The sequence below is a fragment of the Scytonema sp. UIC 10036 genome (assembly GCF_009725235.1).
Genome location: NZ_WJFC01000045.1, coordinates 35,625 through 59,585 on the forward strand (window position 1 = coordinate 35,625; position 23,961 = coordinate 59,585).

Annotated in this window: 19 protein-coding genes; 9 read left to right on the forward strand and 10 right to left on the reverse strand. The window is 41.1% G+C overall.

Features of this window, described 5'->3' with window-relative positions; translation table 11 throughout:
* The first annotated feature begins 591 nt into the window (after positions 1-591).
* The 3 genes from F7734_RS65455 to F7734_RS21775 all read left to right on the forward strand — a co-directional run bounded on the left by F7734_RS65455 (position 592) and on the right by F7734_RS21775 (position 2,180).
* Positions 592-1,503, forward strand: a complete 912-nt coding sequence (locus tag F7734_RS65455; RefSeq protein WP_155746617.1) for a calcium-binding protein — start codon at positions 592-594, stop codon at positions 1,501-1,503.
* Positions 1,504-1,573: 70 nt separating this feature from the next.
* On the forward strand, positions 1,574-1,714 hold the full coding sequence (locus F7734_RS21770; RefSeq protein WP_155746618.1) for a hypothetical protein: 141 nt from the start codon (positions 1,574-1,576) through the stop codon (positions 1,712-1,714).
* Between the two features lie 16 nt (positions 1,715-1,730).
* Complete coding sequence (locus F7734_RS21775; RefSeq protein ID WP_166482059.1) at positions 1,731-2,180, forward strand: DMT family transporter; 450 nt, start codon at positions 1,731-1,733, stop codon at positions 2,178-2,180.
* A gap of 57 nt (positions 2,181-2,237) precedes the next feature.
* Here the strand turns inward: F7734_RS21775 and F7734_RS21780 are convergent, their stop codons facing one another.
* The 3 genes from F7734_RS21780 to F7734_RS21790 all read right to left on the reverse strand — a co-directional run bounded on the left by F7734_RS21780 (position 2,238) and on the right by F7734_RS21790 (position 4,981).
* Positions 2,238-2,579, reverse strand: coding sequence for a neutral zinc metallopeptidase (locus F7734_RS21780; RefSeq protein ID WP_155746620.1), 342 nt, complete (start codon positions 2,577-2,579; stop codon positions 2,238-2,240).
* 604 nt (positions 2,580-3,183) lie between these two features.
* A complete protein-coding gene (locus F7734_RS21785) occupies positions 3,184-4,095 on the reverse strand; it encodes a GIY-YIG nuclease family protein (RefSeq protein WP_155746621.1) in 912 nt (303 codons plus the stop codon).
* Positions 4,096-4,111: 16 nt separating this feature from the next.
* Positions 4,112-4,981, reverse strand: a complete 870-nt coding sequence (locus F7734_RS21790) for a DUF72 domain-containing protein (RefSeq protein ID WP_347566256.1) — start codon at positions 4,979-4,981, stop codon at positions 4,112-4,114.
* Between the two features lie 220 nt (positions 4,982-5,201).
* Here F7734_RS21790 and F7734_RS21795 point away from each other — a divergent pair, with 220 nt between their 5' ends.
* On the forward strand, positions 5,202-5,342 hold the full coding sequence (locus F7734_RS21795) for a hypothetical protein (protein ID WP_155746622.1): 141 nt from the start codon (positions 5,202-5,204) through the stop codon (positions 5,340-5,342).
* Positions 5,343-5,558: 216 nt separating this feature from the next.
* On the opposite strand, the gene F7734_RS21800 is transcribed toward F7734_RS21795, so the two are convergent.
* The gene (locus F7734_RS21800) at positions 5,559-6,962 is read right to left on the reverse strand and encodes an ATP-binding protein (protein ID WP_155746623.1); all 1,404 of its coding nucleotides are present in this window, start codon (positions 6,960-6,962) and stop codon (positions 5,559-5,561) included.
* A 310-nt stretch (positions 6,963-7,272) separates the two neighbouring features.
* Between F7734_RS21800 and F7734_RS21805 the strand changes: the two genes are divergently transcribed.
* Positions 7,273-8,049: a GUN4 domain-containing protein gene (locus F7734_RS21805; protein ID WP_155746624.1), complete on the forward strand. Its 777-nt coding sequence runs from the start codon at positions 7,273-7,275 to the stop codon at positions 8,047-8,049.
* A gap of 332 nt (positions 8,050-8,381) precedes the next feature.
* On the opposite strand, the gene F7734_RS21810 is transcribed toward F7734_RS21805, so the two are convergent.
* Positions 8,382-8,999: a nucleotidyltransferase domain-containing protein gene (locus tag F7734_RS21810; RefSeq protein ID WP_155746625.1), complete on the reverse strand. Its 618-nt coding sequence runs from the start codon at positions 8,997-8,999 to the stop codon at positions 8,382-8,384.
* A 700-nt stretch (positions 9,000-9,699) separates the two neighbouring features.
* Here F7734_RS21810 and F7734_RS21815 point away from each other — a divergent pair.
* Positions 9,700-10,656: a 50S ribosomal protein L11 methyltransferase gene (locus F7734_RS21815; protein WP_155746626.1), complete on the forward strand. Its 957-nt coding sequence runs from the start codon at positions 9,700-9,702 to the stop codon at positions 10,654-10,656.
* 75 nt (positions 10,657-10,731) lie between these two features.
* On the opposite strand, the gene F7734_RS21820 is transcribed toward F7734_RS21815, so the two are convergent.
* Positions 10,732-12,666 carry a CHAT domain-containing protein gene (locus tag F7734_RS21820; protein WP_155746627.1) on the reverse strand — a complete coding sequence of 645 codons (1,935 nt, stop codon included), beginning with the start codon at positions 12,664-12,666 and terminating at the stop codon, positions 10,732-10,734.
* Between the two features lie 334 nt (positions 12,667-13,000).
* Here F7734_RS21820 and F7734_RS21825 point away from each other — a divergent pair, with 334 nt between their 5' ends.
* Positions 13,001-15,031, forward strand: a complete 2,031-nt coding sequence (locus tag F7734_RS21825; protein WP_155746628.1) for a tetratricopeptide repeat protein — start codon at positions 13,001-13,003, stop codon at positions 15,029-15,031.
* Positions 15,032-15,953: 922 nt separating this feature from the next.
* Here F7734_RS21825 and F7734_RS21830 read toward each other — a convergent pair.
* Positions 15,954-16,484, reverse strand: coding sequence for a hypothetical protein (locus F7734_RS21830; protein ID WP_155746629.1), 531 nt, complete (start codon positions 16,482-16,484; stop codon positions 15,954-15,956).
* 446 nt (positions 16,485-16,930) lie between these two features.
* On the opposite strand from F7734_RS21830, the gene F7734_RS21835 reads away from it, so the two are divergent.
* Positions 16,931-17,620, forward strand: a complete 690-nt coding sequence (locus F7734_RS21835) for a hypothetical protein (protein ID WP_155746630.1) — start codon at positions 16,931-16,933, stop codon at positions 17,618-17,620.
* An 89-nt stretch (positions 17,621-17,709) separates the two neighbouring features.
* Here the strand turns inward: F7734_RS21835 and F7734_RS21840 are convergent, their stop codons facing one another.
* The gene (locus F7734_RS21840; RefSeq protein ID WP_155746631.1) at positions 17,710-19,092 is read right to left on the reverse strand and encodes an alkaline phosphatase; all 1,383 of its coding nucleotides are present in this window, start codon (positions 19,090-19,092) and stop codon (positions 17,710-17,712) included.
* 532 nt (positions 19,093-19,624) lie between these two features.
* Between F7734_RS21840 and F7734_RS21845 the strand changes: the two genes are divergently transcribed.
* On the forward strand, positions 19,625-21,070 hold the full coding sequence (locus F7734_RS21845) for a carotenoid oxygenase family protein (RefSeq protein WP_155746632.1): 1,446 nt from the start codon (positions 19,625-19,627) through the stop codon (positions 21,068-21,070).
* 798 nt (positions 21,071-21,868) lie between these two features.
* Here the strand turns inward: F7734_RS21845 and F7734_RS21850 are convergent.
* Positions 21,869-22,981 carry an S-(hydroxymethyl)glutathione dehydrogenase/class III alcohol dehydrogenase gene (locus tag F7734_RS21850; RefSeq protein ID WP_155746633.1) on the reverse strand — a complete coding sequence of 371 codons (1,113 nt, stop codon included), beginning with the start codon at positions 22,979-22,981 and terminating at the stop codon, positions 21,869-21,871.
* 264 nt (positions 22,982-23,245) lie between these two features.
* A complete protein-coding gene (locus F7734_RS21855; protein ID WP_207714172.1) occupies positions 23,246-23,839 on the reverse strand; it encodes a dihydrofolate reductase family protein in 594 nt (197 codons plus the stop codon).
* Positions 23,840-23,961: the final 122 nt, after the last annotated feature.

The window sequence follows — 23,961 nt, forward strand, 5'->3', positions numbered from 1 at the left end:
TTTAGCATTAAACATAAAACTTAACATAACCCCTTTTTTTTGTCTGTACGCTACCGAACCACACTGCTAATTTAAATCTAGAGAAATCTGAGTCAATTTAGTTTGCCTACGATTGCGAGGCTTTCTAGCCCTAAATAAAGCAACTGTTACTCTGATGAAAACTTCAGAACTGTGCTTAATATAACTTAAATTGTCAGAGCTTTTTCGGTAAGTATATGATTTATAATAGATGAGAATTACGTAGAATCACTAGTACAAATCAGCGGAAATAGGGCAACCATTGGTAACAGACCAAAAGCTTACAATAAAAGCTTTTGCGCCTTCTACCCTCTGACCTTATGTACTTCTGACGAATTGTACTAGCGAGCTGACTCCACATTGAGTCAAGACTCGAAGTTCTATGCGATCGGTTGTAACCGAAGCGACTAGCAGTTTTGGTTGGGGTTGTTGTTAAATAGATTCTAGATTCGTAATTTTTGACTTCAATTACGAATTACGAATTACGACTTACGAATTATCCTTGGTGGGCTGTTCTTCCGTGCTCTACTTCCGTGCAGTACTTATTGAAATCATTTTTTTGGAGAAATTTAGATGGCTATTTTCACTGGTACAGATGCAGGTGAAGGTGTATATGGGACATGGAATCCTATCAATACCGATGATGTTCTGTATGGGCTTGGTGGTAATGATGTTTTAAATGGTTGGGGAGGTAACGATACGCTTTATGGTGGGAGCGGAAATGACTCACTCCTTGCTCACAATTTCAGTGGAGCAGATATCTTATATGGTGAAAGTGGTAACGACAGCTATACAATTGGTGTCGGAGATATCGTTATTGAAACGGTAAACAATGGGATCGACTCGATTGACTTGTGGTATGAAGTAAGTGGCGTTTACACTATCCCTGATAACGTTGAGAATTTAACGGTTCGCGGTACTGCATCAATTATCGGAAATAATCTCAATAACACGATTACGGTTGTTGGCAATGACAATCGTTCAATTGATGGCAGAGATGGGAACGATAATTTGCAAGGGGGTGGCGGTGCCGATACTCTTATTGGTGGGAGCGGCAATGATTATATCAACGGTAACAACGGTAATGATGTTCTTATAGGAGGTATTGGAAACGATACTCTTTTCGGTGGAGGTGGCACCGATCTTCATGTCTTTGACACAGCAAGTGCGTTTTCATCTTCCATCGGAACCGATTCAATTGGAGGATTTACTGTTGGGACAGATAAGATTGTCTTAGACAAAACAACTTTTAATGCTTTAACAAGTGTTACGGGTAGTGGTTTCAGCGTAGCTTCCGAGTTTGCTCGTGTAACGAGTGATGCTGCCGCATCTTCAGTCAGCGCACGCATTGTTTTCAACTCTGCAAATGGTAAGCTATTCTACAACCAAAACGGTATTGATGTTGGTTTAGGTAGTGGAGCACAATTCGCGACAATATCTTCGGCATCATCTCTGAGTGCCGCTGATTTTGTAATACAAGCGTAAGCTCTGAAGGAATAGTATTCGCATAAGTTTGCAGTACTACCTGGTGGATGTAAAAAAGGACATTATCAGCGTGTATCTATCCAATCAAGAGTTTTTAGTAGCGCCTGCCATGGTGCGATCGCTTGCCATCACATTGAAATTTAAGCAGTTGAAGGATTGCTTTTGCGAGTTATTCGTCGTAGCATCAGATGTGTCATGGCGGCACAAATGATTCACAGCTCTACATCATGTTTACAAGACTCGTACTCTTTCTTCTAGTCGCGCTCGGCGGAGCGGGTCTCGCAATTCAGATGGCTTGGAATGCACGTTTGCGAACGTCAACCGGCTCTCCGGTTCTCACCACGATGATCTCAGTGTTCGTAACTCTCCTTTCACTCGTGCTGTTGTGGATTAGCGGCGCAACCAACCGTGGTTCCATCCCCGCGTTTAATTCTGTTCCAAAATGGGCTTGGTTCGGTGGGGTTTTTGCCGCCTACTACCTTGTGGCGTCCCTAATCGCGATCCCAAAATTAGGAGCCGCAGTGGTTTTTTCTTTAGTTATTGCCGGACAGATGGTTGCGGCACTCATTTTAGATTCTACTGGCGCATTTGGCGTTGCCCAGATTTCCCTCAACACGTCTCGCGTCTTGGGAACGGCATTATTGCTTATTGGAGTCATCCTCATTCAAAGACATTGAAAAACGCCCTAATCATGCGCTACAGCAAACCCGACCATCTCCCCTGAGAGCCATCATTTATATTCTACGAACTTGGCAAGCACGGATACCACTTCTATTAACAGCACCTTTCATTCCCAAAACAACAGCCCTCACACGTTGTTCCGGAGTTCCATGATGGTGTCTGTGACCCCATTGATAATCCCCAATTCGATGAGCTAGAGTTGCAATCTCCAAAATATCTCGCTTGTCAAAAACGATATTGGGAATTAATGCTAAGTAAACACCTGCCAAACAATCTGCTTGTAGTTCTGAGATAGGCGTAACTCTGGGTTGAAAACCATAAGCCGTCTGCATAGCATGGGCATACTCGTGACCAATAATGTAAGCTAAAGCAGCATCTCCATGCTGATATGCCATTCTAATATCTTGAGCAGTAATGTAAACATTGAGCCACTCCGCGCACGCTTCGTGACGCGGATTCTGGCTGAGAATTAGGGTTAACTTTTCGCCCGGATTGCAAGCAATCAGCTAGCAGGTAAACTCGCGAGCACAGATCCAATACTGATTAAGGTCGCAGTCAGTACCTTGAATGCCTTCATTATCACCTCGGATTTACTAGTACATATAGAAGACGGAAAAATTTCTTGGTTCCTTGGTGTCTTCTACAAGAACTACAATGTCAGTCATACAGCTTCCAATACTGCTCGGATAAGAATTTTTGTACGTAATTGCGTGTTTTTATGCAAAACCTACGCAGTCTTGGTTGCGGTGGCGATAAGTTGAGTACAGCTTGCGCTTCGCGAACAGCCTGGATACCAACTCGATCTGGTGGCTGCGCCTGGGAATGCAAATCTGGAGGCTCTACCTCTCAATGATTGGAGGCAGAGCCTCCGGGAACTGCATTACAAGGCAGAGCCTTGTAACGAGGAGGTAGCCTTGTAACGAGGAGGTAGCCTTGTAACGAGGAGGTAGCCTTGTAACGAGGAGGTAGCCTTGTAACGAGGGTAATGACAATATTATTCTATGTTTGCAGAATATTTAATTCAGCTTGACTGAGCACTTTTGGCTTCATTTGCTGTAAATCCCGCAGCGCAATCTTAGCATCCTCAGTATTGAAGTTGTAGTATTCTGTCAAATTTCCTATGGGGTGATTGAACTCTTGGTAGCGATGCTTGAAATATTTTTCTACATTTCCTCGATGTACCCAACTTCCCAGCACTTCTATACTCACTATCTGAAAGTACTTTTTTAGCTCGCGTTGTATCTCTTCAATTCGTTCATCTACAGACCTCTGTGTCACTCCAATCTTATGGAGGATTTTACCATCACATTGAATTTTTAAATAATAAAGAGTCGTAGATAAAATTCTTTTCAGTTGGGTGCGGTATATTCGCAAATCAACAAGCAATTCTGGTAAATTAGACAAGTTAATAAGTTGAGCACGCTCTGTTTTTTCTTCCAAATCCGATAGTTTTTTTAACAAGAGTGGTTCCTGCACTTGATTAAAATGTACAAGTGGTAAACCACCAAAAGGAATTTTTCCTAATTTTGTAAATTCATAAACTGAAGGGTTAAAGCCAGGTTTTTCTTGCAGCAATTCACGATATAAAAAGCTGGGAAAAATCAATTCTCTCATAATAATTTGATTCTTCGAGCCAAATTCTCGCCAAAGAAGTTTTAAGCGATCGAACTCCTTACCTGAAAGCTGAAGGTTAAAATTTTCATATAAAGGCAGTACGGGTATCTCCCTGTTAGTAGCTGCAACTGCACGACAGGTTTCCTCAGTATGAGCGAAGTGATGCTCTTTTATCTTGCCTTTTTTAGCTGTGAGACTTCCACCACAATAGGGACACTGCAACGGAGTTTTCCCTTTAGGAACATCTTCAATACCGACTAATGCTCCATTTTTATCTACACCATACTTTAACCACATAAGAAAACCATCACTTTCACCACAAACTCAGTTGATTGGGTGTACTATCAAGAGTATTCCAAGGTAGAGAAGGAACTTCTACACGATTTTGTTCTAATAATTTTTGGAAATAACGTGCTGTACTGGGTGACTTCTCTTCTACAGGACAGTGAACAAAAAAATAAATTTGCGTTCCAAGCGAAAGCCACTGCTTAATTTGAGTAACCCACTCTTCCATAAAGGGCTGATTAACCGATAAGGTGGGATGGGAAATAAACCGAATCAAACTAAAGGGTGCTGTGACGCTAAATTGTACTGGAAGTTTGGGTTTGCGCCGTTCGGATTCTATTTGAGGGTCATCATCTTCACTATAGATAGGACGCGTGTCTAGCAATACTTTACCTACATTCAGCTTTTCTAGCAGTGCTGTTAAATGACTGGTATGTGGTTCTGCAAACCAGTCTTGATGCCTAACTTCCAATGCTAAACGAGTTCCTGTTTGTTGCCATGCTTCGACAAAGGACGCTAAGTCATCAATTAATTTGGGTGAATAGCTCGGAGGTAATTGGGCAAAGATAGGTCCGAGGCGTTTACCTAAAAGGCTCATTTCCTCAAAAAATTTTAAAGCAGTGGGGATGTTGGGTTTTAGCAAACCTTTGTGGGTAATATCTCTTGGCAATTTTAGGCAAAACTCAAAACCTGGAGGGGTATCCGCAGCCCAACGAGTGACAGTTTCTGCGTTAGGGACAGCGTAGAAAGTCGTATTGCCTTCAACAGTGGTAAAGCGTCTGCTGTACAGGTGTAAAAAGTCAGCAGCACGAGTACCTTGGGGGTAGAGTTCACCAATCCAACCCTTATATGCCCAAACAGCACAACCAATAAAAAATGGAGATTGACCAGACAGCACAGCCTTACACTTCAGTTTGTTCGTAGTTCATAGTACCTAGGTTAGCAAAGCTTTCCTCCAATGTTTTGCTGGATGTTTAAACTTGTACCGTTCGGGTGTAAGGTATACGTAAGTACAAAATCAACTTACACCGAAAGAAAGAACCCAAAGTTCTTAAAATTTGTAAAGCTGGTAGTAAATAAAGAATTAAAGTATAGGTTCAATTATTTGTAGGTGTGCCATGTTTGATATTAATAAAGATGACAAACACTCTATGAGTGTAGATATTTGGAAGAATATAGACCCAGAAAAAATCAAGCAGAGGATTGACAAAATTTCTGCTAAGTTAGAAGCGGTTATACGTAAAAATAGCATATTGTAAGTTGGGCATTACAAATAAAGCTGTCCAGTCAAGAATATTATTTTTTATAAGTAGGTTGGGTTGAGGAACGAAACCCAACATTTAATGAAATTGTTAGATGTTACTTCGTTATACCCAACCTACACAATACTAAAAATTACGTTCACTAGCCTACAGCAATGCCAAAGGCATACACGATCGCAATTTTTGGCAGAAAAGGCTGAAATAAATGGAGTGCTAATTTTTATCGATAGGTAAGCAGACTATAAAGCAGGTTTTCCCAGGTACGGACTCAACCAAAATAGCTCCATGATGACGATTTTCCACAATTCGTCTAGCAGTTTCCAAGCCCAGCCCTGACCCTTTACCTACGGCTTTAGTTGTAAAGAATGGCTCAAAGATACGGGATTGTATATCCGCAGGAATACCGCAACCAGAGTCGGTAATTTCAACTAGGATACGATGTCCCTTAGATAAAGTTTTGATTTCTAAAATCCCTTGACCGTTCATTGCGTCTATGGCGTTGTCGATAAGATTTGTCCAAACCTGGTTTAATTCACTGCCATAAGCTGAGATTTTGGGAAGGGATGGATCGTAGCAACGCTTTACCGTAATACCTTCTTTTAGTTTGTGGGAGAACAACTGTAATGTATTCTCTATTCCTTCATGAACATCGATGATTTGTTGTGCGCCTCGGTCTAGATAGGAGTAGGATTTCATTGCATTTACCAATGTATCAATCCTTTCGGCTCCGCGCAATCCGCTACGTATCATAGATGTTACCTCAAATGATAGTGCTAGCCAGCGAATTCCCAAATCCCGTAGTTCTGTGGTCGTATTTCGCCAAGGTTGAATCAGCTTCTCAAGAATCTCTATCTTGATACCTGCTGATGCTAGGGGTGTTGCTAGTTTCCACGCCTGCTCAACTCCATAGTTTTCCAGCCATTCTAAAAGTTCATCTTCGCGATCGCTTAACGTGATGGGGTCAACCAAATCGTTGACAATAGAATCGACTCCAGCATCTCTCACGTCTAGCCATTGCTGAGTATGTTCGGGGTCTGCACGTTGTTGTCCATAGATCAAGTTCATCCGCTCTAGTTCTCGTACTGCTGGAACCATTCCATTGAGCGATCGCACCAGGGCGGCGGCTGGGTTATTGATTTCATGAGCTAATCCTGCTGCTAGAGTTCCCAATGCAGCCATCTTTTCACGAGTGCGAATAAAAGACTCCAAACCTCGCAAGCGTCGTTCAACGGTACGAAAGACAACTCGTTCAAAATCACGATATTCATGAAGCAGTGTGAGGAAGTCTGCCGCCGCCAGTTTATACAGCCTACAATCTATTATTGCTCGCATAGTCACTGCCATCGGTTCTTCTGTCAACACTGGAACTTCTCCAAAAAAATTAGGAGCATTGTGCTGACCGATGGGCATTTCAACGCGATCGCTCACACGAGTAATGCTCATTCTTCCCTTAGCCAAGATAAACACGCCTGTGGTACTGTTAGGGTCACCTTCATGAATGAGCGTTTCTCCCTGAAGCAAATCGATAGGTTCGACGCGATCGCACACCCATTCCAATTGCTTTGGTGGAAGCTGTCGAAAGGCATCTAGTTTCAGTAAATCATCTACGCACAGCATAACAAGCTATCCCCCCGTTCATTAAGATGATTTGCCATCCAATACAGTCAACTGCCGCTCGGTTTGCAACCTTAACAAAAGACTCTATACCTCTTGTTATCATATAGCAAGTTAGGAGTTTGAAAGCAGTTTCAATGGTAAGGATGTGGGTGATTTATTACACATAAGACAACCTGAAGATATTCCGCAAAGAAAAACTAAAAAGTGTTCTAAATTAGAGAAATCTTCAGAAGAGGCAGCTTAATCACGGGCTGGCTAAAATTGGAGGGGTTATATACCAGACCTATTTCCCAGACCTATTTCCCCTTCTATGTCAATGAATTGGCTGACCATCAGTATATTTTTTGTAGTATTAGTAACATTCTTCGTTGCCATACTACTGTCATCTCAACGGAAAAAGCACGATCGCTCTGTTAGCTCTGTTAGCATCCCCCGCAGAAGCGCTCGCGATGCAGCTAAGTTAAACCAGGAAAAACACCAACCTCAACAAGCAAGAAAACTGGAAGACAGCAGTGGAGATCTCCAGAAATTAGATGTTAGTCAAAGTAACACAAGAGATACAGATTTGCTTTCAGAGATGTCTTCTAGCGAGCAACTTCGACAAGAGCAAAAGGAATCAAAGTTAACCGCAACACTACAAGAACTCTTAGGATCTGGCAGATGGAAAAAAGCGGACAAAGAAACGCTCAGAATTATGCTCCAAGTAACAAATCGAGAAGAAAAAGGTTGGCTAGATGTAGCATCCATTCAAAACTTTCCCCAGCAAGAGTTACGCGCTATCGACCAACTTTGGGTAGAAGCTTCCAACGGTCGCTTTGGATTTAGCGTTCAACAGGAAATTTGGAAAAGTGTCGGTGGAAATTTAAACGCTAATGACAAAATTTACGAAGCATTTGGCGATCTTGTTGGATGGCGCGTGCATCAGAAGTGGATGCAAGTTAATGAGTTGTCCTTTAATCTTTCATCGCCAGTTGGGCATTTACCTGCTGTCGCTGTTAGGTTGGGTGGCTTGAGTTGGGGTATTGATGGTTTTTTATGGGAAAGGAGGGATGGCTATGTATTTCTCCTTTCTCAGAAAAACTGGTAATTGGGGACACCTCAGTCAAGAGGGCGATCTCCTGGCTTAGGCGTCCACCTCAAGTGAGTGCGATCTTATCGAAGTGGTTTACAAAATATATAAATATTTATCCATAAGTATTTATGCAAACGCCTGTGCCAGTTGCGTAAGTCCCATCTTTTGTATGGAAAGCGCCACCGAAAGTAATAAATGGGTCAACACAATTGATTCAAAAAACCCGGAAGTTATCGCAAAAGCACACAGCATTATTGCCAGTAACATCACAATTGGCAGGTAACGCTTGCATTATAATCCCTCTGCTCTGGACGGTGATTGTTTGTTGAGTTAACAACAATTATTTTCTAAATATTTGTAACGTATTCAGACAACTTACCAAGATCGTCAAATCTAACACTGCGCTCGTAAACCTGTGAAAAAAGATGATAACCAGTAGAGTCATGTTCTCTTAGCCATATCAAGCTTTTCTTTGGTCCCAAATACCATCGTCCGCGTAACTCGAAGTATATCTGTAATAAATCAATAGCAAGCCAGTAGCGCCGATATAAAGATTCAACATCTGAACTCTTCGCTCGCTCCAGCATTTTGTCAACCCACTGCTTTGTGTGCTGTTTTTCAGAAGAAGAAAGTGGCTTTGAACCTTGCTCAATACGCTGCTGTAACTGTTTCAAAAAAGCTTCTCCATGCCCTTCACAATCGTAGAGACAGTAGCCATCTGCAACCCGTAATAACTCATCACTAGAGGCTGACATTGCATCGGAACCATACACCCATGCATCAAGATAAAGTCCTTCAAACTCACGCGCATCCTGAATTGGTGTAGCACCTTCTACAAAGCAAACAACATCAATATCACTTGAAGGAGTACAATCCTCTCTAGCACGCGAACCATACAGAATGATGGTATGCGGCTTGTATTTTTCCTGCAAATCTATAACAACTCTTGATAAAAGATCGTCCATTTTTTGATTCACCTAGTTGGAACTTGATAAATCTTACCATTGCAATTCTCACTTTCACAAAAAAGTACACTTTTGGGTAAAAACTCGCTCTCCAATCCCCGAAGCGCTTTAATTTCACTTAATTGTACTATTAACTGCAATTTGATGTTGGGCAGCGTTGGCGATAACTAAGGGATGATTGTACAGAAGTAAGGCTTTCATCAGAAAAATGGGTAGAAACCTCGTCCTTTTAGGACGACTTTATATTTTTGAACCATTACCGCCTTGGGGTGACTAAGTTCGGTGTACTTTTGTGCTGTACTTTCAATGGGACAGTTACCATCTCAAACCGTTTACCCTGTACGCATAATGGTTTTGCTCCGTAGAGCCTTCCCTTTCAGGAGTAATGTTAGCCTTGCCAAGGTTATTGGTCGGTACTTTTCGGACAGCACTGGCTTACCCCTTGTAAACCTGTTTAACCATCCAATTTCAGAGCTACAAACTGGCAACGCATTTGTAGGTGAGACTTTAACTCTTGCCAATAACGTAGTCAGTTAAGACTTAAGCTGGTCAACTAACTAAAATTCCGAGGCACGAAGCCCCGTTACTTTAGTACGGGGTGCTGACTCCTCTCACCCTTCAATCAGGAGCAAACGTACAGTGTTAATTGTGGAGTAATCAGTTTATCATAAGGCTTAAGTTAAAACAAAAGATAAATAATATGTCGTGGGTAGAACTAAGCCTCAACATCAAGCATGAGGCTGTTGATTGGGTTTGTACACTGCTAGCTGCGACCCGCTATACAGATGATATTTATGTGACTAAATATACTAACTTAGATGCGAACTTCCCAATTACTCCAGATATCACACAACCCCAATGGGCGTTTACAATCCGTCTCTACCTAGCTAGCGATGTATATATAGAAGAAATTGCTAATTCACTCTTATCCTTGCAACGGGCTGGACTATGTAGTCCTCTTCAAGAAGCTTTTGTGGAGAAAAAACCTCAGTTGGAAGGAATTAACCCCATTATTCACCGTATTGGGCAACGCTTTGTCGTCCTGACTCCCGAAACCCCTTATGAACCCACAGCCGACGAAATTGTCTTGAGGCTCAAAACAAATCTTGCATTCGGTAGTGGTTTGCATCCGACAACCATTCTTAATCTGCGACTCCTCGAACGCCACGTAGTTCCTAAGATGAACGTTCTCGATCTTGGTTCTGGTTCGGGAATTTTGAGTGTTGCTATGGCAAAACTTGGAGCATACGTTTTGGCAGTAGATAACGACAGCATTGCCGTGCAATCAACTCAAGATGCTGTCCATCGTAATGGGGTAGAGAAACACGTCACGGTTATGAGAGGAAGCCTGGGACGTGGTAGTGAACTGGGGCATTGGATGGGCGGTACTATTGATAATGTGTCTGCTATCGAGGAAACACAAACTTTTGACCTAATTACCGCTAATATTCTAGCACGGATACACATTACCCTTGCCCCAGATTTTCAGCGAGCTTTGCGTCGGGATAGCACGCGATCGGGTTTGTTGATTGCGTCGGGTTTTGATACCGACTATGAGGATGCAGTGACTGCAACCTTTACAGAAGTCGGATTTGAAGCGATCGACAAGGAACAATTGGATGAATGGGTTGCAATTGCCTATCACCTAAAAGAATAGTTTTGCCCTCATTAATCACTCAGATCGCCTTGTTCCCAGGTTCTACCTGGGAACGAGAGAAGAGAGAGGGTCAAATTAATATTTTGATTTCATATATTCAACTCCCGGTGCCAAAACTTTTTGCCAAGCTTTCCCAATCAATTCTTTATAATCATCATTTTCCTGACACAAAGGATCGAATTCAATGACTGTATTAATCAAAGCATTGACGAAGTCTGTATATAAATTTTTGGGAATATCATGCTTGGTATGACTGTGCATTTCAGCAATACGGCTGAGAACATTGGGTTCTTCTTGCTCGTTTTCCTTGGGGAATCGCTCAATATGTTCATAATAAGCAAATAATAAAACAATAGCTTCTTTTAGTTGCTGATGTTGATGATTCCAACGCCCTTGAGCTTCAAGAGAAAGAAACTTTTGTGCAGCATGAGGACAAAATTGTGTCAAAAATTTATGATAGAAAGTTTTGAAAAACTTTTTATCAAAATCTGCATCACTCGTACACCTTGCATAACTTTCCTTTGCAGTGTTCAAATAAACACTGACACCACGAATGATGTTTAACGCATCCTGAAGTGTTTCATAACGATTTGCTGGATCGCGTGATGTCATCTTAAGAATGGCTTTTTCAAAGATAGTAGGACATCCATGACATTTGTCTGTTATTGATATGAGAGACTTAAATGCTTTATTCCCATTTCTCTTTAAGTCTTTAATATCCTTAAGAGTAGGTGGTAATTCACCGGTAAGAAGTTCATATGCTAAAAGACCGAGACTGTATTGATCGGATTGGTCGGGCGTAGAAGAATCGATTGCTACTTTACTAAAATTTTCAGGAAGTAAGTACGCTAAATCTTCTAAAATGGATTGCTTTCCATAACTTTTTGACTTCCGGTCAAGTTCTTCTAAAATTCGGTTAGGAGAAAAATCTTTACACAAGTCTAAGGGCGAGATAAAAGGCTCATATTCATTATCCTTACAAAGAAGCATAATCGTTGATGGCTTGATATTCCCATAAATATTTTTTAATTCTCTGGCTCGAACAAGTGCATCTCCAATCTTTAAAATGAGTTTGCTAACTACATTAAATGGTAATTTACCTTTATCTGTTAACGTTTGACGGATGGTTTCCCCATCAATAAATTGCAAGATGCAGTAATGAGGTTTTGTGTCTAAATACGCATCATAAATAGTAATAAAATTGGCTTCATCGGAAATCTGAACTGCCTTTCTAAGACTTTCATCAAAATCTGCTTGTAAATCTTCACGATTTAAAACTTTTATAGCTACATCACGTTCTAACGTGCGATCGTATGCTTTATATACTGGAGCAATACTACTTTTAATAAGTTTTCCTAATATTTGATATCTTGGCTCTATAAGTTTATTGAGTTCAATTAATGAGATATCCTCTAAGTTATCTTTGTTGATTATTGAAGGATTAATTTTCAATATTGGAGCTTCGTTTTCTCTTAAATCAATGAGTCGATTGCGGGCTAAATTAAAGGCATCTTTTATACTTTCTCCACTTCCTATAGCGTCATAAAATGTGACAGCAAAATTCTTGGCTGCTCTGTCTCCAATAGACTGATGCATACCAATCACATAATTAACGTATTCACTGATAGCATTAGCTTGTACTTCTGAGTAACAAGCATTTAATACCACACACTCTACACCCTTAGTAGCAAATTCCTTAAACAAACCAGCAAGCTCATCTGCTCGCAACAATACTGGTTGTCCCATATCATCTTCTAACACGATTCCATTTTCCCCAGATCCATGTCCGCAAAAGTGAACAATTTGGGGTTGATAATCTAGAAGGGCTCGATAAAAATCCTCAGTCCTCACAGCCAACTTCATTTGCAGTTTAAACTGCTCGCGCTTGTTTGCACGTCGCAATCCCTCGTCAATTTCCCTGACTTCTTCACTCAAGCCTTCTAGCCAAGATGTACCTCTTGGATTGGCAGATAGTATTAAAATTGTTTGAACGGATACGTTGTTGCTCATAAGAAAGCAGAGTTAAAAGTGTTTTTAGCAAAAAGTTTATTTAAGCTTAAAGAATCACTACAAGTAGTGACGGTATGTTTTCGGTTATGTTGCCAAAATCGACTACAAGTAAAAACCGAGGCTGTATTGCTAAAACTATAGGGATGATTGTTATAAAGTAGCGAACATTGATTTTGAATATGGTTATATTTCTTGGCAGCGATGGGTGCAATTTGCTTTTATCTTTAAAATTGCAATTATAGACGTATTTAGGGGATTTTACTCAGGTTGCTATTTAAAAGGATGGTTATTTTGGGATAGCACATAAGATCTATAAAACCAATTAAATTTAACTATGAAAAATTATAGTTTACTTCTCTTAGCATTTAGTACTGCGATCGGCACGGGCATCGCTATTACTAACAATGCAGCAGTTGCACAGCCATCTTATATTGATAATCATTCGCTTTCTCAGAAACGCATCACCCAAAGAGTTAAAGTTGATGATTTGTTCAAAGAAGCAAGTGCTTTAAGAGGAACTGGAGACTATAAACAAGCGCTTCAAGTCTTGGAAGAGGTTGTGAAAATTAAACCAGATAATTTTCTGGCTTGGTACTTGCTAGGCTACACGTACAGTAACAATTTTGGCAATCACAATCAAGCACTCACAGCTTACGAACAAGCCATCAAACTCAAGCCTGATTATTTATTAGCTATATTTGAGAAAGGCAACTCACTTTATGAATTGCAACGTTACGACTTAGCAATTAATAGTTGGAAGCAAGCAGTCAAAATCCGTCCTCAATCTGAGATGGAAGTGTCTCTGGTTAAAAATATATTACCTAAGAAAATTGCTCGAGTTCTCATAAATGACTTGAAACGCTATGATGAGGCGATCGCTTATTGCGACAAAGTTGTTAACATAAATCCTAACATGGCTACAATTTGGACATACCGCAGCAACGCACTTTATCAGACAAGTCAATACCAAGAAGCACTGACATCATATAACAAAGCACTTCAAATTGACTCTCAAGACTATCAAGCATGGAATGGTAAAGGGCTTACCCTGTATCGCTTGAATCGCCATAAAGAAGCAATTTCTGCTTTAGAAACTGCATCGAAACTCAAACCAGATGACCTAGAAATTGCTGGCTTAATTGTAGCTCTCAAAAACTTTAATGGCTCGGAAAATCAAGGACAACTCGTCGGAAACCAAAGCCAAAGCCAGACATCACAACAGTCTCTTATTCAACTACAAAGAGAACTTCGCACTCAAGAGGATAAATTAAAGGTTTCTCAAGAAGCAATCAAGACATCTGAAGCAAGATTAGCTTTAGTGCAAAATCAGATGCGCGAATCAGATTCAAAATTCCAAGTATCGGAAGCTCGATTAATAGCATTACAAAACGAAGTACGCGTAGCTGAAGACAAAGTAAAAACATCTCAAGCTGAGATTAGGACATCTGAAGCTAGGCTAGTTGCTGTTAAAAATGAAGTCAGTGCATCAGAAGCCAAATTAAAAGTTTCTCAAACCCAGTTAGTTGCACTGCAAAGTGAGATTCGCCAAGCAGAAGAAAAACTAAAAATATCTCAAGCCAACGCAGACAAATTTGAACAAAGACTGGTAGCACTGCGTGGGGACATCACAAAATCAGAAGAGAAGCTCAAAGTCTCCCAAATGGCAGTGGTTCAATCAGAAGAAAGGTTAGCGTTTCTCAAAGGGGAAATCAAAACATCTGAAGATAAGTTAAAAATTTCTAAAGTTGAGATAGACACACTTCAACAGCGATTAGTTGCCGTGCGTGGAGAAATTAAGACGAACGAAGATAAGCTAAAAACCTCCAATGCGGAATTACGTACACTAGAACAAAGATTAATTGCCGTGCGAGGACAAGTCAGCGCCTCCTCTGAACAGCTAAAAATCTCTCAAGCCGAGACTAGGAAAATAGAACAAAGATTGGTTGCTGTGCGTGAGGAAATAAAAACTAGCGAGGCGAAGTTAACAGCATCTCAAGCTGAAGTCAAAACCCTAGAACAGAAATTGGTCGCTATACGAGGGGAAATTAAAACGAGTGAGACTAAGCTAAGTGCATCTCAAACTGAGGTCAAAACCTTACAACAGAAGATAGTCGCGCTGCAAAGCGAAGTACGCACTTCTGAAGAAAAACTCAAACTCTCTCAAGTAGAATTACGACAGATGGATGAGAAGAAGCGAGTTACAACAGAAAAACTGACTGCAGTACAAGTACAGTATTGTGCAATGCAGGAAAAGCTGAGCGAAATGGAGGTTGCAATACGTCAATTGCGGGGTCGGCAACAGGCATCAGATACTGTTCAACGTTGTCCTTTGGCAAATCGTCGTTCAGTAAGCAGCGATCGGTAATCAGTGAGCAGTGACCTTATCTGGTAGTCTGCTACATCAATTTTGAGGGGCTGTAGAGACTTTGTACCACCTCGTTCCCAGGTTCTACCTGGGAATGCCTTACGGGAGGCTCCGCCTCCTGTGCTCTAGCTTGCTTGCGAGGCAGAGCCTCGCAGTTTGCATTCCCAGGCTCCGCCTGGGAACGAGAGGCGAGAGAGGCGAGAGAGGCGAGAGAGCATCACTCTTCCCCAGTCCCTAACGGTACTCATTTTGGATTTTGGATTTTGGATTTTGGATTTTGGATTTTGGATTTTGGATTTTGGATTGAAAAGCGGTTCTTGCGTAATTAGCGTGCTAAATTATTTGAAAAATCAGCTTGAAATCTTTACGGGGCTTCTATTACAGCCATTATTGACCGCAACAAACGTATTCGGGTTGAAATCCGCGACTGTAAGTGCCTGTAAGCCTTGATTTTAAAGGAAAGTTATCGACTGTAATCATAAAGCAGGCACGCGCTTTGTACGAAAGAACCATATTTTTTTATATAAAAAGTGAAAAATTTTTATAAAATCAGGAGTTTTTATTTTATTGATTAAACAGATTGTCAATGTATTTAAAACTAAATTATACATTGAAGATATTTTAGTTAATTAAAAGTTAAATTATAGTTAAATGGTATGGCAGACTCGACCTATAACAGCTTATCGCTTGCCCTTTCTCATTCCCCTACCCACAACACCACAGGGCAAGCGTTAAAGTCTCGTTGTAGTACTAGTAGTCCGTCACATTAACGCCTGCTGGGTTCACAGCAGCAAGAAAAATCTCTTTCTCCCTGTGCTTCCTCTGCTCCCGAAGCTTGCCTTAACCCGTCAATTTTGGCTTGACAGACTACTAGTGGTCTACCACATTAATTTTCATGGGTAAACCAGTTATTTAAGATAATCTACTTAGCATTAACTCGCTGTCCTGTGAAGGTAAACGTTCCTGCAACTGGAGCATTCGTTTCTAGAGGATTTGCCTTTAAATCGTAAAAACGAAGCGTGATCTCCCCTTGCAATGTTTTAGTTTGAGGATTGAAAGTTACACGATAATTTTGTCGAGCAATGCCGGCGGAACCAGAACTTCCCGGATAACTGAAATTAAGTGCTGTTGCAATAATCTCTTGATTATCACTATATTTCCAACTACCTTGTGAATCGCTGAAAGGATTGAATTGACCTGGAACACCCCCTTGGTTCGAATCAACAACAAAGAAGTTGCCATCTTGTGTAAACGTAATAATTGAGCGGGATGCAAATTCACCATTTGATGTGGATACAGTTATGAGATAAGTACCAGCAAACTTGCGGAAATCAGCCCGGTAACTATGGGTATCAACTTGTTCAGCCGCTACTGGATGTAGACTTGAGGCAGGAACGCTGAATGTTGACACAGCACAAATCGCAAACAGTGCAAAAGCTTTACACGTTTTCACCACAAATCCTCCAATGAGTTTTGTATTATCTTGTACGCAAATGTTGCTTTTACTAAATAGAGTATCTAAAGAAGAGGCAGCTTTTTTTTAAAGTTTTTATGAAGTTTTCTTAGATGGAATGTTATGCAGAGTTCAGTAAACTAAAAAGTTATTCATAAGTCAATACTACAAGGAATATAGCAATCCTATTTGATTTTTGAACTACACATAGGGTGTGCAATGCCCACCAACTAACACTTGTGGTGGGCATTGCACACCCTACTTATTTCCTACGCGAACTTATCATAGAACTAGCATGCAGTCACATAAATTTTGTATGAATTTATCATAGAACTAGTATGCAGTCACATGAATTCGTTGTAAAGTCGCTTGTAACAAGATGGCAGTAGTTGTAATCTCTATGAGAAATTCACAATTTTAGGTTTTATTTCTTAGGAGAAAATAACATGGGTGCCCTAAATCTTAATATTATATCCCAAAATCCTCTTCTAAAGAAGATACTTTACACAATTAAGATTAGACGACCAGGAATACCTTCAATCGTTGGGATGTTTTACTACCAGAAATATTCATCTTGGAAACTAGATCCAAAAAGCTGCCCGTGTGATATAGAATTTGTGGAGTATATTAAGGAATCAAAGATTGAGGGGAAAACTATCTTCCATTTTGGTACAGGTGTACACCATATTATTGGTCTAGAAAATCAGAATCTAAACCGACCAAATGAGATTATCGGCATTACAGCCTCTGCTCCCGAACACCAAGCATACGTCCGGTTAGTCCTTAAGAATAGGGTACTGGCAAAGTATTATAAAGTCATTTTTGGAAACATTTACACATTAACAGCTAACAATTTACCACAGCTAGATATTGTTAACCTCTTTCACTTATGTGAATTTTATATACGTGAAGATGCTCCCTTTGTTCATCATAATGATGAATCTCTATTGCAGCTATTTCTAGATAAGCTTAATCCTGATGGAAAAATTTTATTCTATTCGCGTTCATTCGCTTGGAACGAGCCAAAGTTCGCCGTGAAATGTTCTGAAATCGTTAAATCTTTTGAAGAAGCTGGCAAAATTAGACTAATTGGTCAGTACAAAAGTTTACTGATTTATGCTAAAGGCTCTTCATAAAAATAATTATCATCGCATAAAGATATAAGAAGTAGGCAAAGGGCGCTTGCCTACTTCTTAAAGCAAAATTATCGTTCAAGGAAAAATATTTACTGCTGTGGGATTTCCTTACCAAAGAGAGTACGGTACATCAAACGATAAATAGCAGTATTATCAACAGTTCCATTCAACAAATTTGCATTTAACCCATGTGCTTTGGAAACAATTGCTCCCGAATTATCGTTAAAACCCGACCAAGCAACAGCAAAGGGAAAGCGCGATCCTTGTTTATCGGGTGCAGAGACAAATGGTAATGTTGCTGTACCTTCCCTACCATCTAGAGGTGCGCCATTATCAGTTTTTTCAGGAACGGGTTTATCGATTGGAAAATCTTGAACTCTCACTCCTACAACTTCTAACCCCCCAGCATCGCTATCCGCAGCAGTCACCAGGAGAGTATTGGAGTTCTTTTCAATAAAATTCATGGCTACACCGATCGCATCATCAGCTCTTTTGATTGCTTCAATGCAACCTACAGCATTGTTATAATTGCAAAAATTATCGCTACCTTCCTCTTCCAACACAATCAAGAAACCATTGCGGTTCTGCGATACAACTTTAAGAGTTGCTTGCAGCATTTCAGCAGCCGTTGGCGCGGTGGTAACATACAACGCCAAACCCTGCTTTTTCAACTCTTCCTCTGGAGCGTCGTTGTAAGTATCTTCAGCCGCAAAAATCCCCAAAACCTTCTTAGTATTGCTTGGTAATTTCAAAAGTTCATCACGAGTGTAAACAACGGTGTAACCTTTGCTTTTTGCTAGTTCTATCAAATTCAATCCGTCAGTACGTTGAGCTTGTTCTGCAGTTATGTGTCTTCCCGCAGTTCCTTTGGGAAGATACCACGCTTCACCACCTCCCAAAATCACATCTGCACCAGACTCAACAATTTGTTTGGTAATTTCATCAAAATTACGGCGGCTTGCTGACTTGGCTAAAAATGCACCAGTTCCTGGTTCGGGAATAATACCGGAGTTGACGATCGCAGTTGCTTTTCCTGCTGCTATGGCTTCCTCCATAATAGTCTTACGTTGACCGGATGCTGCTACCACTGGTTGCCCCGCTTCATCTAAGCCATAGGAGTCTGCATTCACTTTCACTCCTGTTGCATGGGTAACTGCACCAGCATTGGAAGTTCCTGTCAGTTGGTTTTTCATATGTCCCAGGTAGACAGCGAGATTGGACATTTTATCCCAATTCAATCTGCCATCAGGACCATAGTAAAGCATTCGGGCTGCACCCCAATGCGATGCACTCGTACCATCAGGATGAATGAATATGACATTACCTTGAGGTGAGTTGGCATTACCTTGACGTGAATCGGCATTGATTGTGGGTAGCGAAGCACAACCCACTATAACTGTCAGAGTCAAAATCGCTAAATTAACAACAAATTTTCTGTTAATTTTTTGCAAAGCTTTCAAGCTTTTTAGCATATGTTGTCATTCAAGTCAATAGCCTAAAATGTAGACGACAATTCAACAACTATGTTCCCATTGAAGTGTTTTTACAGCACAAAATTGGCTGCAAAAGAGAATTTTCACTATAAATTCTCAAGAAAATCTCAGTAAAACTTGCTACCCTCAATGCGAAGCATTGCGTGTTTTGAACAATTGATTAATTTTCGTCTCGATCTGCTCTTGGAGTTAGCTCAACAGTTTGTCAGTACACAAGTATAGTACAATACGGTTCTATTGCGTAGGTTGGGTTGAGGAACGAAACCCAACATTCTCGCGGAGTTTGTTGAGTAAAGCGATCGCTCTACCCAACCTACAATTATCCTTAACTGAACTGTATTGAAGTATACAAAGAAAGGCAAAATCTCGCTAGTACGAACCAAATTATTTGCATCGGCTGACTTAGCTTCTCTTGCTATCGAATGAAGCAGTGTAACAAAAATGTATCAATAATTAGATGCTAGAGGTGCAATATCTCTACTCTGGTTGTTAGTACGGTTAAGAGCGATTCATGCAAACCATTGACAAAAAAAAGTCAACAAAAAAAGCGTGGGCAAAAGCCCTAGCCCAACCTGCCAAGGAATTTCCACCAACCCAACTGCAAATCCTGTCTGGCAAAATTCCTGAAGGTTTGCGAGGTACACTTTACCGTAATGGTCCTGCAAGATTGGAGCGCGGTGGTGTTCATGTAGGGCATTGGTTTGATGGTGATGGAGCCATTCTTGCCGTACATTTTACGGATTCAGGTGCAACAGGGGTATATCGCTACGTACAAACGGCGGGTTATCAAGAAGAAGAAGCAAACGGTCGATTGGTTTATGGCAATTATGGCATGACTGCACCCGGACCAATATGGAATCAATGGTTGAAACCAATTAAGAATGCTGCCAATACTAATGTATTAGCGCTACCTGATAAACTTTTGGCATTGTGGGAAGGTGGTAAACCTCACAGTCTTGATTTGCAGAATTTGGCAACTCTTGGTGAAGATGATTTAGGTGGGTTAACGGTGGGAATGCCTTATTCTGCCCACTACAAGCGAGATCCCCAGACAGGGGAAATTTTTAACTTTGGCATCACCCCAGGATTAAATGCAACACTCAATATTTATAGGAGCAATCGCACGGGTAAAATTGTGCAAAAAGCATCCCATATTCTAGAGGGAGTGCCATTGGTGCATGATTTTGTTTTTGCAGGGCAATATCTTATCTTTTGTATTCCCCCCGTGCGGCTTAACCTTTTACCTACCGCCATAGGATTGAGTGACTTTGGTCATTGTTTGGAGTGGCAATCAAACAAGGGAACTCAAATTTTAGTCGTTGACCGCCACACACTGCAAGTGGTTAGTCAGGGTGAAGTTGAACCTTGGTATCAGTGGCATTTTGCTAACGGTTATGTAGATGCTAGCGGATCGGTTATTGTGGATATGGTCAGGTATCCAAATTTTCAGACTAACCAGTATTTAAGGGAAGTTGCAACGGGAGAAACTCATACCCTAGCAGTTAGCACGTTATGGAGAATGTGCCTCGATCCTATTTCAGTCAAGGTAAAAGCAATGGCAGAAATTATGGATCGTCATTGTGAGTTTCCAGTTGTACCGCCACAACACCAGGGACAAACCAGCCGTCAAACTTATCTCACGCTACATCGTACTGGAGTCGATTCTCGAAAAGAAATCTTCGGTGCGATCGCCCGTTTTGACCACAAAACAGATACTCTGACAGTTGCAGATAGTGGTGAAAATCGCTATCCTTCAGAACCAATTTACACTCCAGATTCCCAAAATCCTGAAAAAGGTTGGGTGATGACAGTTGTGTATGATGGGAATTGCGATTGTAGTGAAGTTTGGGTTTATGATGCAGATCGTTTAGACGAAGAACCTGCGTGCAAACTGGAATTGCCAAGCGTTATTCCCCACAGTTTCCACGGTACATGGAAACCTCAAGCTAATGCCTGAAGCTAACAGATAAAACCGCCCCTAAAAGGCGGTTGAAGTGCAAACCATAGAATTTTCTCTATTCTCTCAGTAATTTTTAATTATGGCTTCCAACTTTTGACATAATTAATTTTTTACGTCTTCGCCCATGTTATTTTAGTGCGATCGGGATGATACAGCGCTTTGCATCTGAATGAGGTACACCCCCCTTTCATCCCCCCGATGCCTTGCTGCGGTGTACACACAAGTCGAAATTACCCCACCCTAGCCCTCCCCTTGGAAAGGGGAGGGAACAAGAAATCTAGTTTCCCCCCTTTATAAGGGGGGATTAAGGGGGGTAATCCAAGTCGAAATTACCCCACCCTATTATTCCTTATTAACGAAATCAATAATATGGGCGATACTAATCGAGCAGGTAGGTACATAGAACAACTCAAGCCCATATCTGTCTATTTTTGATGATTTCTAGCTTGTGCTTGCCTGCTCCTGTTAGCGATATCCCACCAGGATTTAGCAGCAATACTAAATGCCCAAATAGTCAAATGGTGGGCACTGCCCACCTAGCCCTGTCAAGGTGGATTAAAATTTCAGGAAATTAATAGTCGCAGAGAAAAAAGATGAGAAATTGTCGGCTGAATCAAAATTTTGTGAGTCACCTTGACAGGGCGCTTCTATGCCCACCCTACTACCACATCCACCTTAAAATGTTAGGTTGAGGCTGCTCTGGTGCAGGGGGCAGGGGCGCAGGGGGGAAAGGATTGTAGACTAATTAACCGATTAATTTCTACCCAACAAATTAGCCTAGATGCGCTACTACATTTAATTAAAAGTCACCACACTACGAATCGATTCGCCTTCATGCATCAAATGCAAAGCGTCATTAATGCTTTCCACTGGCATAACGTGAGTAATTAAATCATCGATGTTGATTTTGCCCTGCATATACCAATCCACAATTTTTGGCACATCAGTACGCCCTCTTGCCCCACCAAATGCCGAACCTTTCCAGACTCGCCCTGTCACAAGTTGAAACGGACGAGTGCTAATTTCCTGCCCTGCACCCGCAACACCAATAATTACACTGACACCCCAACCTTTATGGCAACATTCCAATGCTTGGCGCATGACGTTTACATTGCCGATGCATTCAAAACTGTAATCAGCACCACCCTTAGTTAACTCAACAAGATAGGGAACTAAGTCGCCCTCAACTTCTTTTGGATTAACGAAATGAGTCATACCAAACTTTTCCGCCAAAGCTTTTTTCTTGGGGTTAATATCAACTCCCACAATTATATCGGCTCCTACCATCTTTGCAGCTTGGATGACATTTAAGCCAATACCACCCAATCCAAAAACCACAACATTGGCTCCTGGTTCCACTTTAGCTGTATTGATAACAGCACCAATACCTGTTGTTACACCACAACCAATATAACAAACCTTATCAAAAGGTGCGTCCTCACGAATTTTTGCTACGGCTATTTCTGGCAAGACTGTATAATTGGCAAACGTAGATGTCCCCATATAATGGTGAATCATCTGCCCATCAATTGAAAAGCGACTGGTACCATCGGGCATAACACCACGTCCTTGTGTCGCACGAATTGCTTGACAGAGATTTGTTTTCATGCTAAGACAATATTCGCACTGGCGGCATTCTGGCGTGTAGAGAGGAATCACATGGTCACCAGGCTTAAGACTCGTGACACCTTCCCCAACTTCTACAACCACCCCAGCACCTTCATGTCCCAAAATTGCTGGGAATAAACCTTCAGGATCGGCACCAGAAAGGGTATATGCATCCGTGTGGCAAACACCACTGGCTTTAATTTCAACTATCACTTCCCCTGCACGAGGTCCATCAAGTTGAACGGTTTCAATTGTTAACGGTTTATCGGCACCGTGAGCCACTGCTGCTTTAACTTCCAAGTTGAGTCTTCCTGTATCAGCTACACTAACTCACTTGAGTGTACTCAACAAAGGATGGCTTCATGTGTTTAATTTTCAGGTTCATGGACTACATGGAGTGGGGTTCGCCTGCCCCCTCAGCGAGCGAGGACACCAGTACCACAAGAGCATAGTATGGTTTATGGCAATTCTTACTGTTGTGAGGTACCGGATATTGAACTAACCGCAGATGCACAGCAAAGCACGCTGATAAAGATGTGCTTCACTTAAAACCATGATTTATCTTTAGTCGCGTTTCGGCTCGTAATTAAGAACAACAATCCCGCAGTCAAATGGTGTAGATTTTACTAATGTCAGATTTTGTTTGCTGTCAAGTGCTTTGAAAATTGTCATTCCGTTACCAATTGCAGTTGGATTAATGAATAAATGAAACTGGTCGATCAATTTTTGTTTCATTAGAGCCGATACAAAGGTCGCACCGCCATAAGCAATGATGTCTTTACCGTCTTGTTTTTTTAGTTTAGTGATTTCGTTAACAAGGTTGCCTTTTGCTAAAACGGTATTGTTCCATTCTGACTTATCAAGCGTGTTGGTAAAAACAACTTTGTGTGTGTCCGTAAATTTCTTACCTGTTGTAAATTCCGGATCGTCCGGATTTGCAGCTACAGTAGCCCAGTAAGGGATGAACCCTTCGGCAAGTTTTCGTCCAAGGATAATGCAGTCAACAGGTTCAGTTATATCATTGACATATTGTTTTAATTCGTCGTCCCAATTCCACACCATAAAGTCCATTTCGCCATTTGGTCCCGCAATGTATCCGTCAACGGTCATTTGAACTTGGAGTTTTAATTTTCTCATTGTCGTGTTTTCCGTTGTCATGAAATTGTCTCGCTTTAGTAAATTTAAGTCTTGTGGGGTAAGCGTCCTCGCCCGCCTTTTTAGACACTCTTTAAAGCGCAACAGCTTAGCACCTCCTGTGGCTGGTTAATATCGTAATTAGG